This window comes from Streptomyces sp. WAC07094, from assembly GCF_036320405.1.
Lineage (GTDB): Bacteria > Actinomycetota > Actinomycetes > Streptomycetales > Streptomycetaceae > Streptomyces > Streptomyces lannensis.
Genome location: NZ_JAVMJZ010000001.1, coordinates 8,283,403 through 8,299,960, shown reverse-complemented (window position 1 = coordinate 8,299,960; position 16,558 = coordinate 8,283,403). Strand labels below are relative to the sequence as shown.

Here is a 16,558-nt window from a genome sequence, read left to right as displayed (position 1 = left end):
AATGTGGGCGGCGCTGCTGGCCGCCCTGCTCATGATGCTCGGCCTGCAGACGACGTCCGCTGCCGGACAGGATACGGCGCGGGCCGAGGCACCGGACGCCGCGCAGGTGCTCACCTGGACCGCGGGCGACGACATCACCAAGTACGGGTCGGCGCCCACCACGGCGGTGGCGGGTCCGGCGACGATCGTCTTCGAGAACAGCGCGGCGACGGGCAACACCACCGGTATGCCGCACACGTTGACGTTCGTGACCAGCGACCCCGAATACAACAGCGACGTCCAGATCAACATCCTGGCCAACCCGAACGACGACATGGGCGGTCGCCACACGGCCGAGGTCACGCTCACCCCCGGCCGGTACTTCTACCACTGCACGATCCCCGGACACGGGCAGATGCAGGGCGAACTGGTGGTGACCGAGGGCGGCGGCTCGGACACGACACCGCCCCAGACGTCCGCCCAGGTGACGGGCGCGCAGAACGCCCAGGGCGAATACGTCGGAGCGGCGACCGTGACGATCGCGGCCACCGACGAGGGCGGCAGCGGCGTGGACCGGATCGAGTACGCGATCGGGGACACCGGCGCCTGGCAGCCGTACACCGCACCGGTCGTCGTTGACCGGACGGGCGGCCACAAGATCCGCCATCGGGCTCTGGACAAGGCCGGCAACGTCTCGGCCGAGAAGAGCGTCGAGTTCACCGTCGTCGCACCGCCGTCCGACGACACCGCACCGCCGGAGACCTCGGCGACGGTGAGCGGCGAGCGGAACGCCGACGGGGCGTACATCGACATGGCCACGGTCACCGTCACCGCTTCCGACACCGGTTCCGGGGTCAACTCGATCGAGTACGCGGTGGGCGCGGGTGCATGGCAGGCGTACAGCGGGCCGGTGATGGTGCACCAGGTCGGCGCCCAGACCGTGCGTTACCGCGCCACCGACAAGGCGGGCAACGTCTCGGACGAGAAGAGCGTGCAGTTCACGGTCGTGGCGGCGCCGCCGCAGGACACGACGGCGCCCGTGACGGGCGTGGCAGTGGAGGGCACGAAGAACTCCGACGGTGCGTACGTCGGCAGTGCCAAGGTGACGGTGAGCGCGACCGACGACGGCGGCTCCGGTGTGGCGAGCGTCGAGTACTCCCTCGATGCCGGCCCCTACCTGGCGTACACCGCACCCGTGGTGGTCGACCGTGCCGGCGCCCACTCCCTCGCCTACCGGGCGAGCGACAAGGCGGGCAACACCTCCACACCGGGCACCGTGAACTTCACGGTCGTGGCGGGAGGCGGCGTCCCGGCGCCCAACTGTCCCGAGTACGACGAGCGGTTGACGGTGATCGTGGGCACGGTCGACTCGGGTGTCCCCAACCGGGTCACGAACAACCGGTGCCGGATCAACGAGCTGATCGAGGACGAGAAGGAGTGGACGTCCCACGCGCTGTTCCTCAAGCACGTGCAGAAGGTGCTGGACGGCCTCCGGGACGAAGGTGTCGTCGACAAGCGCGAGTACAACACGATCCAGCGGGCCGCCCGTCAGTCCGGGATCGGCAAGCCCGGACAGACCGAGGGCTACCGCAAGATCTTCGACGGAAGCCCGGGTTCCCTCGCCAAGTGGGAGCAGGTGGGCGGTGGTTCGTTCGCCCTGAACACCGACGGGTCGATCACCAGCGGCACCACGAAGGCGGGCCTGGGCATGCTCTGGTTCCCTCAGCGCAAGTACGGCGACTTCTCGCTGAAGCTCCAATGGCGTGACGACGCGCCCGGAACCGGCAACGCCAACGCCGGTGTGTTCGTCCGCTTCCCGGGGGTGCACGACCACCCGGTCGAGTCGCGACCGGAATGGGTCGCCATCGAGTACGGGCATGAGGTGCAGGTGTTCGACCGGCCCGACGGCGACATGTACAAGACGGGCTCGATCTACGGTTTCGACCGGGTGGGGCTCGCCGGGGCGGGGGTCACCCAGAAGGGGACGTGGAACGACTACGAGATCCGTGTGGTCGACCAGCACTACTCGATCTACCGCAACGGTGTTCTCATCAACGAGTTCGACAACATCGGAGGCCAGGAGTTCTATCCGCCGCGCTCGGACGACCCGGGCACGGACGGCCGGCGGTTCGCCTCCGGGTACATCGGACTGCAGGTGCACAGCACCACGGATGTGATCTCCTACCGGGACATCCGGATCAAGGAGCTGTGAACCGCTCCTGACACGGCCGACCCGCCTGTACCCGCCCGCGCACGTCGCGGGCGGGTACTGCGGTTCGCCGGACCGCCCGGCTCATCACAGCGCCCATGCGTGACAGGTGCCGGCACCCGGGACTACGGGCCGCCACGCCCGGGACGACGCCGGTTTCAGGGCGCCTTGTCCGACGTGCTACCGAACACATGCCCACACGTGATCAACACCCCCTACCCTTCGGATGATCAAAACATCGACGGCTCCAGGCCGAGGCGGGGGAAGACTCATGTCATATCGGCGCGCTGTGATACCGGCACTCGTCGGGAGCCTGCTGATCACGCTGTTCCTGTGGTGGGCGGGGGCCAGTGCGCCGGCGCTCCAACTGCCCGGCACCGCCAACGTGTTCGACGTTCAGTCCGCGGCCGAACTCCAGCGATGGCTCACTCCCTGGTCCTACGGATCCCCGGGCGCGCCGATGTCCGGCGGACCCGGGGGCGGGGACACGGCGTTGAGCGGGGGTACCCAGTACGCCGATCTGTACAACACCGCGATGCAGATCAGATTCGTGGCGGTATTCGCTTTCTTCCTGGCCGGCGCACTGCTCCTGATCCGCAGGATCCCGCCCGCTCACGGCCGCACACCGGCCACGCTGCTCGCGTTGTGGGCCTGGGGCCCGGTGGCCGGAACACTGGCCGTGACCGTCTCCGCGCCGTGGCTGATCGCGTCACGCGGACACGGCAGCTACCGGTTCCTGCCACAACTGGCGGGTGTGATCGCGTCGAGCGGTCCGATCACGGTCTTCGCGGCGTTGTTGACCGCGCTGCTCACGGTGCCCGTGGCACGCATCACCGCCAAGGATGCTGACCCGGTGCCCATGCGACAGGTGCCGCCACGTGCTGCCCGACTTGCCGCGAGCACCGGAACCGCGGTGATCGCGCTGTCGCTGGTGATCCTGTCGTACGGTTCGGTCGCGGCCGGGATCCAGACGTCGTTCGGCGGCGGAGGGCTGCTGTCCGAACCCGGCGACCTGCTGCGCGAGTGGCTGCTGCTCGGTGGCTGGACGACGCCGGGAACCACGCCGCTCGGCGACTGGCTGCTCCTGCGAGCCGCCGACGTGCTCCTGCTCGCCGTGGTGTGGTGGTCACTGCGGTTGCTGCCCGGCCTGCTCACGCGGGCTTCGCTGCCGGCGATGGCGGTCGGCGCGGTCTGCGCGACCGTGCTGGGGCTGCTGGTGAGCCAGGTGCTGCGCACGGCGACGGGCGACAGGGCCGCCGTGTGGGGGCCTGTGTACCTCTTCTCGACGCTCGGCGGCGGCGTCCCGGCCGCACTCACCTTTGGCCTCGCCGCGGGGGCGACGGCCCTTCTGACGCTGAGGTGGGCCGGCGGCCGTGACACCGACGATGTCTCCCGGTGATGAACGGGCCGGCCGAACCGTCCGGGCCCGAGGCCGGCGGCCGGTGCCCCGACGGGATCCTCTTCGGCTCATTCCGCATCACCGTCGGAGGTTTCGCGAGGGCTTTGTCCCGTTCTGAGAACAACGGGGCAGAAGTGGATCCCACGGAACGCGTTACGGCCGCACCCGGGATCCGGGTGCGGTCCCATGCCCAAGCCCCCCCTCGCACGACGCGTGCCCGCTCTCGCCGAGCCCGCCGGCACCGCCGACATCGCGGCTCGCATCGGTGCGGCGCCCGGCCGTGCCGCGGTCGGCCGAGGGCGCGTTGTGCCGCGTCCGTGCACAGGCCCCTGGACACGCTCTACGCCTCGGTCCCGATAGGTCGACCGTTCCGTCGCGCTCCGTGCGACGTGGGTCACATCCCCGGCTCGGATGTCACAGTCCCGCACCGTGTCCGCTCCCAGGAAGCAGACACGGCAGGAGGCCCTCGCGCCTGTCGGCACACCGCCGCTCCCCGAAGCGGCACCAGCCGAAAGAGGACAACGACCCATGAAGCTGACGATCTTCGCGGCCACCGGCGGCATAGGCCGCCACCTGCTCGAACAAGCCGTGGCATCCGGCCACGACGTCACCGCGGTCGTACGCGACCCCCGGCCCCTGACCGGCAGGGCGGGCCGGTTCGACGTGATCACGGCCGACCTGGCCGCGCCGGACGCGGACCTGCTCGCGTCCGCCGTCGAGGGCAGGGACGCCGTGCTCTCCGGACTCGGGCCGCGACGCCCGAAGGCCGACGCGGGCATCACATCGCACGGGACGAGGGCCATCGTGGCGGCGATGCAGGCGACCGGCGCGAGGCGTCTCGTGGTGGTCAGCGCGTCGCCCATCGGCACGGTGCCCTCGCCCGACCGGCCGCATCCGCCGAAGCATGATCCGGGCGACGGCTTCTTCATGCGCCATCTGGGCAGCCCGCTCGCCCGCACCATGTTCCGCGCGCACTACGCCGACCTCGCGCTGATGGAGGACATTCTTCGCCGCAGCGATCTCGAGTGGACCGTCTCACGGCCACCGCGGCTCACCGACAAACCGCTCAGCGGCGCCTACCGGACGGCGATCGGGCGCAATCCTCGCGGTGGCGTGCTGGTATCGCGCGCCGACGTCGCGCATCACATGCTGCGGGTCATCGACCAGCCGGAGACGGTCAGGCGCACGGTCGGCATCGCCGGCTGACACGTTCGCCCGGTGTCGACGTGGCCTCCGTCACAGGTGACAGGATGGGTGAGCAAGCGCTTAGATAGTTGAGCGTCAGAGTCCGTCGCCATGACCCGGAGGCCACGTTGTTGTTCACATCCGTCGACGACGTCTCCGCGCGTCTCGCCACAACCGGGTATCTGGCATCGCCCGCGGTGGCCACAACCGTCTTCCTGGCCGATCGGCTGGGCAAGCCGCTACTGGTGGAAGGCCCGGCCGGCGTCGGCAAGACCGAACTCGCCAAGGCGGTGGCCGAGGTCGCGGGGGCCCGCCTCGTCCGGCTCCAGTGCTACGAAGGCATCGATGAAGCACGTGCGCTGTACGAGTGGAACCACGCCAAGCAACTGCTGCGCATCAGCGCGGGACGCGACGAGACCTGGGACGCGACGCGTACGGACATCTTCGGTGAGGAGTTCCTGCTGGCACGTCCGCTGCTGACCGCCATCCGCGGCACGGACCCGAAGGTCCTGCTGATCGACGAGACCGACAAGGCCGACGTCGAGGTGGAGGGGCTGCTGCTCGAAGTGCTCAGCGATTTCCAGATCACCGTCCCGGAACTCGGCACGATCACCGCCACCACCCGTCCCTTCGTCGTCCTCACCTCCAACGCGAGCCGGGAGCTGTCGGAGGCGCTGCGCCGCCGCTGCCTCTTCCTCCACATCGGCTTCCCCGACGAGGAGTTGGAGCGGCGCATCGTCCGGCTCAAGGTGCCGGGGCTCGAGGAGGCGCTGGCGGAGTCCGTGGTGCGCGTGGTCGGGGCACTGCGCGAGATGGATCTGCGCAAGGTCCCCTCGGTCGCCGAGACCATCGACTGGGCGCGCACCCTGCTCGCGCTCGGGGCGGGCACCCTCGACGAGGCCGTCGTACGGGACAGCCTCGGTGTACTCCTCAAGCATCAGGACGACGTCCTCAAGGCGGCCGCCAAACTCGACCTGGGCGCCGTGTGAACTCGCCGGCGGCGCAGACGGGGATCGCGGAACGGCTGACGGGTCTGGTCGGCGCCCTCCGTGGGCACGGCGTGCGAATCGGCACCGGTGAGACCGTGGACGCCGCACAGGCGCTGGAGGCACTCGGGCTCGCCGACCGGGAGCGGCTGCGCGAGGGACTGGCCGCCACTCTGCTGCACGGCGAGGCCCAACGACAGGTGTTCGACCCGGTCTTCGACGTGTACTTCCCGCGTCGCGTGGGAGGCCCGGAGGCTCGGGCGGACATGGACCGGGAGGCGCTGCGGGACCGGCTCGCGGCGGCACTGGCCGCCAACGACGAGGTGATGACGGCGCAGTTGGCCGTCGACGCGGTGGACGGCTTCGGCGGTTACGGCTCCTCGCCCGGTTCGGACGGCTGGTCGTCGTACCAGACGCTCGAGCGGCTGCGCCCACAGACCCTGCTGGCACGTGTGCGCGACACCCTCAGGGCGCAGAATGCGGCGTCCGGGTTCACCGACCGGCTGCTGGAGGACGAGATCCGCAGGCGCATCGAGGTCTTCCGCAGGCAGGTCGCCACCGAGGCCCGGCGCCGGGTGGCCGAACGACGCGGCAGGGACGAGATCGCCAGACGCGCCGTCGCACCGACCTCCGACCGGGTCGACTTCCTGCTCGCCGGACGGACTCAACTCGCCGAACTGCGCAGGGCGGTGCACCCGCTCGCACGCAAACTGGCCACCCGGCTGGCGGCCCGCCGTCGTCGCGCCGCCCGCGGGACCATCGATCTGCGGCGGACGCTGCGGGGATCGCTGTCGACGGGCGGGGTGCCGATGCATCCGGTGTTGCGTCGCCGTCGTCCCGTCCGGCCCGAACTGGTGCTGCTGTGTGATGTGTCGGGTTCGGTGGCGGGATTCTCGGACTTCACGATGCTGTTGGTGCAGGCGCTGCACGACCAGTTCAGCAAGGTGCGGGTGTTCGCGTTCATCAACCGCGTGGACGAGGTGACCGGGCTCCTGGTGCACGGCGGGACCGACCCGCAGGGACTGGCCGCCCGCATCCGGTCGGAGACCACGGTGACGGGCTGGCACGACAGCAGTGACTACGGGTCCGCCTTCGGCGAGTTCGCCGAGCGGTACCCCGACGCGGTGGGTTCCCGCACCTCGGTGTTCGTCCTCGGCGACGCACGTACGAACATGAGCGACCCGAACCTCGCCGCGGTACGGCGGATCTCGGAGAGGGCCCGCCGTGTCCACTGGCTCAATCCCGAGCCGCGCGCCCAGTGGGGCACGGGTGATTCCGCCGCGCCCGACTACGCCGGGCTCCTGGAGATGTACGAGTGCCGCAACGTCCGGCAGCTCAGCGCTCTCATCACTCGCCTGCTGCCGGTCTGACCACCACCGGCGTGACTCCGGGCCCGCGTTACAACCGTCCGAGGGCGTCCCGAGTCATGTCTTCCCGAGGGGGTGACGTCATGGCCGGTGCCACCGAATGGCTGGTCCGCCACCGGACGTCCGGGTGGGCGGTTTCGGGGCTGTTGCTTCTGCTCGGAGGTCTCACCCTGCTGGCGCTGCCGTACCCGCACAGCCTCTCGACGGCACGGGGATACCAGGAGACGTCCGGTTCGGTCGTCATCCCCGCGGTGGTTCGGGATCTGAGGAACATGTCCAACGGCCGGGGCGGCGAGTACTGGGTGGAGGTCCGGGGGCTGGCGTCGGTGTCGGGCCGGATCAAACTCGACGACCCGGATCCCGTACTGTCCAGGCTCAGCAGGGGTGACCGCGTCGGCATCCTCCTGTGGCACGGCCGCCGGACCGGCATCACCTTCGACGGGCGCGTCCAGGAAGCCGTCACGGCGCCGCCCCTGGTACCGGGCCTGTGGCTGGCCGGTGGTCTGGTTCTGCTGCACGGCGGGGTGTTCGCCCTCCACACCGTCGGCCGGCTGCGCCGCCGGACACACGAGTTCCCGCCCGGGCGGGAGCCGGACGACAGCCTCACACCGACCGGCAGGGTGATCGCGGTATCCGGCGCGGCCGCGTGTTTTGCAGGTCTCGTCACCTCCGCCCTGCACGAGCCCGATCCCCTGGTCTACGCAGGCATTTGGCTCCCCGTCGCAGTGGTCGCCCTCGTCGTGTGGGGGGTCACGTGCCGTGTTCGTGAGTGGAGATCGTTCCGGGCGTGAAGGTCGGCCGCCGATGGCCTGACGACGGCCGAGCGCCTCGGGAAGTCGCGCGGGAATCGCGAAATACGCCCTGTTCGGCGCCGGTTGCGGCACGGCGGGTCGCACGCCCCGGGGGTTGGCGCATCTGCGCAATGGCCAGTTGCGCCAGTCCCGCGACATTGCCCGCGGCTCGGGCCGAGCACATCCTCAGGTGGTTTTCCGATCTCCGCATCCCTTGAGGAGTGCTCCTTGCCTATCGTTCCCAGACTCCGACCAGGGCCGCTCGTGGTTGCCGTCGTCACCGCGCTGGCGGCGACGGCCATCCCGGCCGGCGCCGCGGCGCACCGTGATGCGAGCCGGGCGGCTTCGGCCGTCGACGCGGTGCATCGGCCCGCGGGCCGCGGTGACACCCACAGCGTCACCCTGATCACCGGTGACAAGGTCACGATCGGCACCGCGGCCGACGGCAGTGTCGTCCGGTCCTTCGAGAGCCCCGACGGCGCCACGTCCGGCTTCCACCGCGCGGTCGTCGACGGCTCGACCTATGTGTACCCCGACGAGGTCCTGCCGTACGTCAGCGCCGGGAAGCTGGACAAACAGCTCTTCAACGTGACCCGGATGATCGCCGACGGCTACGACGACGCGCACAGCTCCCGGCTGCCACTGATCGTCAAGTACACGGACGCCGCCGCGAGATCCCGCACCCAGCCCAAGGTGGCCGGCTCGACCGTCGTCCGCCGCCTGGACAGCATCCAGGGTGCGGCCCTCGCCCAGAACCGCAAGCAGGCACCGCAGTTCTGGGCCTCGCTGACCGGTGGTACCGCGGCTACGGCGCGGTCCACGAAGCCGTCCTTCGCCGGCGGCGTCTCCAAGGTCTGGCTCGACGGCAAGGTGACCGCCGACCTGGCCGACTCCACCGCCCAGATCGGCGCTCAGCAGGTCTGGGCGGAGGGGAACACCGGTCAGGGTGTGAAGGTCGCCGTGCTCGACAGCGGCGCGGACACCGAACACCCGGACCTGGCCGGGCAGGTGGACAGCAGTGCCAGTTTCGTCCCGGGTGAGGACGACATCGCCGACTACAACGGTCACGGCACCCATGTCGCCTCGACCGTCGCCGGCACGGGCAGCGCCTCCGACGGGCAGGAGCGAGGTGTCGCCTTCGGGGCCCGGCTGGCCGTGGGCAAGGTACTCAACTCCGAGGGCAGCGGCCAGGAGTCGTGGATCATCGCGGGCATGGAGTGGGCGGCCCGGGACCAGCACGCCAGGATCATCAGCATGAGCCTGGGCGGCGGCGGTGACCACACCGACCCGATGAGCCAGGCCGTCGACGATCTCAGCAAGGACACGGGCGCGCTGTTCGTCGTGGCGGCGGGCAACGGCGGCCCGCACTCCATCAGCAGCCCCGGTGCCGCGGACGCGGCCCTGACCGTGGGCGCCGTCGACTCGGCCGACCAGCTCGCCGACTTCTCCAGCCAGGGTCCGCGGGACGGCGACGCCGGGCTGAAGCCGGAGATCACCGCACCCGGGGTCGACATCCTCGCGGCACGCTCGCACTACCGTCGCGGCTCCGGCTACTACACCACGATGAGCGGCACCTCGATGGCCACGCCGCACGTCGCCGGCGCCGCCGCGCTGCTCGCCTCCGAGCACCCCGACTGGACGGGTGCGCAGCTGAAGGACGCACTGGTCAGCAGCGCCAAGGCGACCCCGTCGTACACCCCCTACGAGGCGGGCGCCGGGCGGCTCGACGCGCGGGCCGCGGTGCACACCACGGTCTTCGCCACCACGACCGCCTACTCCGGCTTCCACACCTGGCCCCCGAAGCCCGGTGAGACCGACGTCCAGAAGGTGACGTACACCAACGTCGGCGACGCTCCGGTCGATCTCGACCTGGCCATCAACGGCACCGTGCCGACAGGGTTGTTCACGCTCTCGCAGAACCGGGTCACCGTCCCCGCGCACGGCACCGCCTCGGTCACGCTGACCGCGGAGCTGGACCGTCTGGCCGGCGACCAGTCGGTCAGCGCCATGATCACCGGCACCGACGACTCCGGTGCGGTCAGGGCCCGTACGCTGATCGGCGCGGCCCGGGAGGGCCGGCGTCAGAACCTGACCGTCGTCGCGAAGGACCGCTCGGGCAATCCGCTGGCCGGCAGGGTCCTCCTCAGCGCCGAGCACCTCTTCACGGTGCTCGACCTCGACGCATCCGGAACCGGCACGGCACGACTGCCCGTCGGGAGCTACAGCGGCTGGCTCACCGCCGATGTGCAGGGTGCCGGCGGCCCGCACTCGCGGGGCATGGCCCTGCTCGCCTTCAACGACGTGCAGTTGGACCAGGACCGTACCGTCAGCCTGGACGGCCGCAAGATGCGACGGATTCTGGCACGCGTGCCGCAGCAGACCACGGCCGTGGCACCGCGCCTGGACGTCCACAGGTCGTTCACCGACAGCCTGGTCGAGTCGTCGATGCTGCCCGATCCGTCCTACGACAGCATCTGGGCGCTTCCGACCGGGAAGAAGGTCACCGCGGGCGAGTTCGAGTTCGGCGCCCGCTTCCGCCTGGAGCAGCCGGCGCTGACCCTCGGCACGAAGTCGAAGACCATTGCCGACCCGCTGGTCAAGCGTGCCGCCAGGCCGCTGCCCGCCGGGACCCGGACGCTCACCGCGGTCTACGCGGGTACGGGCACGGCCGAGGAGCTCGCGCGGCAGCACGTGCGGGGCAAGGCCGTGGTGGTCCAGGGAGACGGCACGGCCGGGATCAAGGCACAGGCGGACGCCGCCGCGGCCGCCGGCGCGCAGGTGCTCGTGGTGGTCAACGACGGCACCGGCCGACTCCAGCCCTGGGACGAGACTCCCTGGAGCCCGGAGAGCCCGGCTCCGCTGACGGTGGCGACCCTCGACGCCGACCAGGGCGCGGAACTGATCGGATCGCTCCGGCACGGCGCTGTCGCGCTCAAGGTCACCTCCCACCCCACGACCGACTATGTCTACGACGTGGTGCACCACTGGACCGGTGCCGTCCCGGCGGACCCGACCTGGCGAGAGGATTCGAAGGACCTGGGACGGGTGGACGTCTCGTTCCGCAACTACCGTCAGGGCAAGGCGATGGAGTTCCGTCCCGACGTCTGGCGGGGCTGGGCCGTCGGCAACCAGCTCACCACACCCGCCCAGGGCGAGCGGACCGACTGGGTCACCTCCGGCGCGACCTGGCTGGACGACGCCTTCATCCAGGGCGAGACGGGACAGCACGCGATCGACGTCCTGCACTACCCCGCCAGGAAGACCGCCGAGGTCGACTGGTTCGGCCCGATCCAGCGGCCCCGCATGGGTCCGATCGGCTACCAACCGGTGCGCTACCTCGACACGATGTACATCACCGCGCCCGGCTGGGGCGACTCGGGATCCGGCCATGTCGGCGAGGCCGGAGCGAACTTCGACGTCAAGGACTGGATGTCCCTCTACCAGGGTGACCAGCAACTCGACTGGGGCAACGCCGAGTGGCTGCAGGTCCCCGGGCTCGGGGCGGAACGCCTGCCCTACCGGCTCGTGGTCGACAACGACCGGGGCGCCTGGGCCAACCCGTACTCGACGCACACGCTGACCGAGTGGGACTTCACCTCCGCGGTCACCGGCAGTGACTCGGCGGTGTCCCTGCCGCTCATCCAGCTCGACTACGGGGTGGACACCGACAGGGCCGGCCGGGCCGATCGGCACGCCCGGTTGTCGGTGGCCGCGTCCCACCTGCCCGGTACAAAGGCCTCGATCGGGAAGCCCACGCTCGACGTCTCGTACGACGACGGCGCGACCTGGCAGCGGGCCGCGCTCGGCGCCCAGGGCGAGGGATGGAGGACGGCGCTGCGCGCACCGAGGTCCGCCGGCTTCGTCAGCCTCCGGGTCACGGCCCGGGACAGTGACGGCAACAGCGTCTCGCAGACGATCACTCGGGCCTTCGGCCTGCGCTGACGTCGCCCGATGCGCACACCCGCCGGGCGTGGCCGCCGACAGCGGTCCCGCCCGGCGGCATGTGACGGCCCTTCGATCGCCCCAGAGGTGAGACCGTCATCCTCGACGCACGCACCGGCAGCCCGGCGGCCCTGTCCACCGACCCCGGCCGGGCCGCGTAGGGCCCAGGTCCAGCCTCGAGGCGACCGCCACCGAGCGGGAGCCCGGGCGTGACCTACGGCGGCGCGGTCGTCCGTGGGGGCCCGATCAAAGCCAGGAGAGGAACGAGTGGTGGCCGGGGCGGACCCTTTGCACAGGTCGCACCCCGGCCACCCCTTCGGACCGGTCCCCTCCGGGAACGTCAGGCGCCGGCCGACTCCTCGGTCCGGCGCACCTCGAGCAGCAGCGCCTGGTTCGGGTTGAGGTTCGGCATGGGCAGTCCGGCGATAACGAGGACGGCCCCCGGCAGTGTCAGCCAACCGTCGAGCGCAGAAGCCAGCCAGGCCGGGCCCGAGGTCTGGTGGAGGGACGGCAGGCCCAGTTCGGTACGGACCCGGACCTGGTAGGTCGCCTCGGCGGCCAGCCCGGGCAGGGGTACCCGTCCGTACTGGCCCTCGGGCGATGTGGCCACCCGCGCCCAGCAGTAGACCGCGGACGCCCGGTCCTGCGACACGACCCCGTGCAGCAGGGTCGCGTCGCCGCCGAGGTCCGCACGGACGGTACGGCCGCTGTGCAGCAGCGGGCGCAGTTCACGGTAGAGAGCCGTCCAGGCGGTGAGCCGGGCGAGCTCCTCGGGGGTGCAGCGGGTGATGTCCTGCTCGATTCCGGCGTGCCCGAACAGGGCCGTGATCAACCGGAAGGTGTCGGAGGTGATCCTGTCGGTGGTGTGGCTGGTGGCGGAGCCGACATGGGCGCCCATCAGCTCGAGCGGCAGCAGTTGGGCGGTCCACCGCTGAATGCTCTGACGCTCGACCGGGTCGATGCAGTCCGAGGCCCACACCCGGTCGGTCCTGGCCAGGATGCCGAGGTCCACGCGACCACCGCCGCTGGCGCAGCTCTCGATCTCCAGGCCGGGGTGGCGCTCCTTGAGGGCGTCGATGAGCCGGTACAGCGCGAGCACCTGGGCGTGGGCGACCGGACGGTCCCCGGCGCCGTGAACGGCTTCGTGCAGCTCACGGTTGTGGTCCCACTTCAGGTAGCCGATGCCGTACTTGTCCACCACGGCGTTCAGCGCGTCCAGGAGGTAGTCCCACACCTGGGGGTTGGCCAGGTCCAGGACGTACTGGTTCCGTGAGGAGGGGCCCGCTCCGCGGGACGGACCGAGCACCCAGTCGGGGTGCTCCCGGGCAAGATCGGAGTCGAGATTCACCATTTCCGGCTCGACCCAGAGGCCGAACTCCATGCCGAGCGAGCGCACATGGTCCACCAGCGGCGTGAGTCCTTCGGGCCACACGACCGGATCGACCGTCCAGTCCCCCAGACCGGCGTTGTCGGAGCGGCGTCCGCGGAACCAGCCGTCGTCCAGGACGAACCGCTCGACACCGACCTCGGCGGCCTTGTCCGCCAGTCGCAGCAGCCGGTCCAGGTCGTGGTCGAAGTACACCGCCTCCCAGCTGTTGAGGATGACCGGGCGCGGACCGCGCGGATGGTTGGGCCGGTCCCGCAGCAGGGTGTGGAAGCGTTCGGCGAGTCCGTCGAGCCCTTGGCCGGACCAGGCGAAGTGGCACACCGGGGTGGTGTAGGACTCCCCCGGGGCGAGGCGGATCTCTCCCGCCCGCAGCAGCTCGCCGCCGCCGAGCACCGCTGCATGGGCCCCGGCGCCCTCCGGAAGTTGCTCGACCAGGTACTGCTGGTCGCCGCTCCAGGCGATGTGCACGCCCCACACCTCGCCCGCTGCGAACCCGAAGCCGGGCACCCCCACCGTCACGAGATACGGCGAGTCCAGCCCCGGCTTTCCACGCCGCACCTGTCGCGCGTAGGTACCGAAGCCCAGCGGTCTGCGCTGAGGCGAACGCTCACGGCTCCACTTGCCGGTGAAGTCGAGGATCTCCTGAGCCCTGCGGGGCAGCGGCAGCAGGGTGGCGACCTGCGCCAGGTCGTACGGCGCAGGGTCGGCGTCCTCGTGCCGGGTGATCCGGCTCTCCACGGCAAGCACCCCGGAGGGCTCCAGCCGGTAGGTGACCGTGACGTCCAGCCCGGCCCCGGGTTCGGTGAGCCGCAGGGACAGTTCCCCGCCCTCGTCCTGCGCCTGGTACGAGGTCCCGGCCAGGCTCAGCCGGGGTGCGGTGGAGGCGCCGGCCAGATGGCCCTGGTGGGCGGGGGTCCCCGACCATCCGTCGGCCTCGGTGGGCCAGACGGTGAATCGGCGCGGGATGTCGATGGAGTTGTTGAGCACGGCGGGTTCACCGGTGAGGGCGAGCGCGGCCAGGGCGGACTCCGACAGGTCGCCCAGGTCGGCCCCCCAGTGCAGGACTCTGGGCACCGGCTCGGCGAGCTCCACGACGAGTGAGGTGCCGGCCGCGCGCAGGGCGAGGATCCGCGCGGTGGTGTCAGACATGCAGAGTCCTTTCCTTTCCTTTGTGCCGGTCCGCCGGTCGGCACCTGGTCAGGGGCCGTTTACCGCGGGCCGGACACCGGGTGACCGGCTTTCGGACGCCGGTCGCTGTCGGTTGTTCAGCTCTTCGTGAGCAGCTTCCTGCTCGTGTCCCACATATTTCAGCAGTTCGACGTCGCTGACGGTGCCGGTCGACCCCGCAGCCGCACAACAAGGGTGCCGGTTCCTGGGTGGGTGATCACAGGGTGATCCGGTCCACGTCGGACGCGTAGTCGTCGGCGTTGCCGAAGGTGATCGTGTCGGCGCCCGCCTTCAGGTGCACGGGCACGGTGATGGACTTCGGGCGGCCCCAGTTGTTGTCGTTGCTCCCGGGCAGCGGCACCTGGAAGGACGTTCCACCCGTGGTGGCGACCATCGTGCGACCCGAGGAGCCTTCGGTGTAGTCGATCTTCATCAGGTAGGTGCCGTCCGCGGGCGCCGAGACGTTGTGGATCGCCACCGATCCGCCGTAGCCGAGGTTGCCTACCTTCTTGCCGGACGAACATGCAGCGCAGTCAGCCGTTCGAAGTCGTGCAGGGCGAACGGGACGAGCCATGGACGTACTCCATCTCGGCGCGACTGCAAGCGGCCTTCCGCCTGGAGGAATCGAGCAGGATCGAGGCCGGTGTACCGGTGGGCGAGGTTGGTCCCGGAGCACCGTCCAAAGAGATCGAAGAGGAGCGTGCGGCTACGCTCCCCACCGGGGTGCCTGGGCCGCCCCGACGAGGAGTGCGGCGAATGTAGGCAGACTTTCCTTCCATCGTCAACATAGTCAGGTCCGGATAGTCCACCTACTGCCCGCCGCTACTTTCCGGAATACCGGGGAAACCCTCCCAAGGTCGACCTCCGACAGGGCCCAAATCCTCCCATACCGCCCTTGCATTAATTTCCAGTGGAAATGTAGAGTCCCTACATGAGCCTCGCCGACCAGTCGCCCGCCGCCGTTCTGGTCTTCCAGACCCTGCTCCAGCACGGCCCACTCAGTCGCGCCGAGATCGGCCGGCGCACCGGACTGTCGCCGGGTGCCGTCACCAAGGCGGCCACTCCGCTGATCGCCGACGGCTGGATCACCGAAGCGGGCCGGCCCAGCGTGGAGCGGACCACCGGACGTCCGGCGACGCTGATCGCCGTGCGGGCGGCGCGTGCCCGGTTCGCAGGGGTCAAGGTCACCGGGGACGAACTCATCGGCGTGCTCGCCGATCTGACCGCACAGCCGCTGGCCTCCCGGCGGGCACCGCTCGGATCACGCGATGTGGGCACGGTGGTGCTGGCGATCGGCCGGCTCGTCGACGAACTGCGTGAGGCGGCGGGTCTCGTCGAGTCCGACGCGATCCACGGCATCGGCGTCACCATCGCGGGCGACGTGGACGGGCGGACCGGGCATGTGCAGTACTCGCCCTTCCTGGACTGGCGCCGGGTGCCGCTCGCCCAGCTCGTCGAGTCGGGCACCGGCGTTCCCACGGTCATCGAGAACGACGTACGGGCCCTGACGGTGGCGGAGCAGTGGTTCGGCGCGGGAGCGGGCCTGTCGTCCTTCGCTCTGGTCACCGTGGGCGCGGGCATCGGTGCGGGACTCTCCGTCGGCGGCAGGGTGATCTCCGGGGCGCACGGTGTGGCGGGCGAGGTCGGCCACCTTCCCGTCGGCGCCATTGACCGCACCTGCACGTGTGGCAACACCGGGTGCGTCGAGGCGGTCGCCTCCACCCATGCGATCACCGAACAGGCGCGGCAGGCCACCGGCGATCCCGAACTGACCATGGACGAGGCCGTACGGCTCGCCCACGCCGGCGACCCTGCCGTCCGAGCGGTCTTCACCCATGCCGGACACACCCTGGGCCTGGCCCTCGCCTCGGTGGCCAATCTCATCGGCCCGGAACGGATCGTCATCTCCGGGGAGGGCGTGGCCTCCTACGACCTGTTCGCCGATCAGATCCGGCAGACCTTCGCCGATCACGCGTTCGGTGCCGCGGCGGACTGCGATCTCGTGGTCCGGCCGCTGCCCTTCGAGGAGTGGGCCCGGGGTGGCGCCGCTGTCGCGGCCCAGCGTGTGTTCGCGCCCGTCAAGCAGGCCACCGCTCCGTTCCGGCCCGCAGACGCGTACGGATCCGTCCACGCGTGAGTCGGCGCA

General features: G+C 70.6%; 10 protein-coding genes. 8 read left to right on the top strand and 2 right to left on the bottom strand.

Annotation, left to right across the window (positions count from 1 at the left end; translation table 11 throughout):
- The first annotated feature begins 1 nt into the window (after nt 1).
- The 7 genes from RCR19_RS37255 (at nt 2) to RCR19_RS37225 (ending at nt 11,858) form a co-directional block, all read left to right on the top strand.
- Entirely contained in the window at nt 2-2,191 is a 2,190-nt protein-coding gene (locus RCR19_RS37255; RefSeq protein ID WP_331269662.1) for a family 16 glycoside hydrolase, read from the top strand.
- A 268-nt stretch (nt 2,192-2,459) separates the two neighbouring features.
- Entirely contained in the window at nt 2,460-3,587 is a 1,128-nt protein-coding gene (locus RCR19_RS37250) for a hypothetical protein (protein ID WP_331269155.1), read from the top strand.
- 528 nt (nt 3,588-4,115) lie between these two features.
- Nucleotides 4,116-4,793, top strand: coding sequence for an NAD(P)H-binding protein (locus tag RCR19_RS37245; RefSeq protein WP_331269154.1), 678 nt, complete (start codon nt 4,116-4,118; stop codon nt 4,791-4,793).
- A 110-nt stretch (nt 4,794-4,903) separates the two neighbouring features.
- Nucleotides 4,904-5,761 (top strand): MoxR family ATPase, encoded by an 858-nt coding sequence (locus RCR19_RS37240; RefSeq protein WP_331269661.1) that lies wholly within the window; start codon nt 4,904-4,906, stop codon nt 5,759-5,761.
- Entirely contained in the window at nt 5,758-7,128 is a 1,371-nt protein-coding gene (locus RCR19_RS37235; RefSeq protein WP_331269153.1) for a VWA domain-containing protein, read from the top strand. The genes RCR19_RS37240 and RCR19_RS37235 overlap by 4 nt, the downstream gene beginning before the upstream one ends.
- Nucleotides 7,129-7,208: 80 nt before the next feature.
- Nucleotides 7,209-7,916: a hypothetical protein gene (locus RCR19_RS37230; RefSeq protein WP_331269152.1), complete on the top strand. Its 708-nt coding sequence runs from the start codon at nt 7,209-7,211 to the stop codon at nt 7,914-7,916.
- 228 nt (nt 7,917-8,144) lie between these two features.
- A complete protein-coding gene (locus tag RCR19_RS37225) occupies nt 8,145-11,858 on the top strand; it encodes a S8 family serine peptidase (RefSeq protein WP_331269151.1) in 3,714 nt (1,237 codons plus the stop codon).
- Nucleotides 11,859-12,198: 340 nt separating this feature from the next.
- On the opposite strand, the gene RCR19_RS37220 is transcribed toward RCR19_RS37225, so the two are convergent.
- A complete protein-coding gene (locus RCR19_RS37220; protein ID WP_331269150.1) occupies nt 12,199-14,394 on the bottom strand; it encodes an alpha-galactosidase in 2,196 nt (731 codons plus the stop codon).
- A 235-nt stretch (nt 14,395-14,629) separates the two neighbouring features.
- On the bottom strand, nt 14,630-14,890 hold the full coding sequence (locus tag RCR19_RS37215) for a hypothetical protein (protein ID WP_331269149.1): 261 nt from the start codon (nt 14,888-14,890) through the stop codon (nt 14,630-14,632).
- Nucleotides 14,891-15,343: 453 nt separating this feature from the next.
- Between RCR19_RS37215 and RCR19_RS37210 the strand changes: the two genes are divergently transcribed.
- Nucleotides 15,344-16,549, top strand: coding sequence for an ROK family transcriptional regulator (locus RCR19_RS37210; protein ID WP_331269148.1), 1,206 nt, complete (start codon nt 15,344-15,346; stop codon nt 16,547-16,549).
- Nucleotides 16,550-16,558: the final 9 nt, after the last annotated feature.

Bases quoted from the DNA above. Each gene is read 5' to 3' on its own strand.
- RCR19_RS37210 (WP_331269148.1), top strand. From the start codon at position 15,344: ATGAGCCTCGCCGACCAGTCGCCCGCCGCCGTTCTGGTCTTCCAGACC.
- RCR19_RS37245 (WP_331269154.1), top strand. From the start codon at position 4,116: ATGAAGCTGACGATCTTCGCGGCCACCGGCGGCATAGGCCGCCACCTG.
- RCR19_RS37220 (WP_331269150.1), bottom strand. From the start codon at position 14,394: ATGTCTGACACCACCGCGCGGATCCTCGCCCTGCGCGCGGCCGGCACC.
- RCR19_RS37250 (WP_331269155.1), top strand. From the start codon at position 2,460: ATGTCATATCGGCGCGCTGTGATACCGGCACTCGTCGGGAGCCTGCTG.
- RCR19_RS37230 (WP_331269152.1), top strand. From the start codon at position 7,209: ATGGCCGGTGCCACCGAATGGCTGGTCCGCCACCGGACGTCCGGGTGG.
- RCR19_RS37255 (WP_331269662.1), top strand. From the start codon at position 2: ATGTGGGCGGCGCTGCTGGCCGCCCTGCTCATGATGCTCGGCCTGCAG.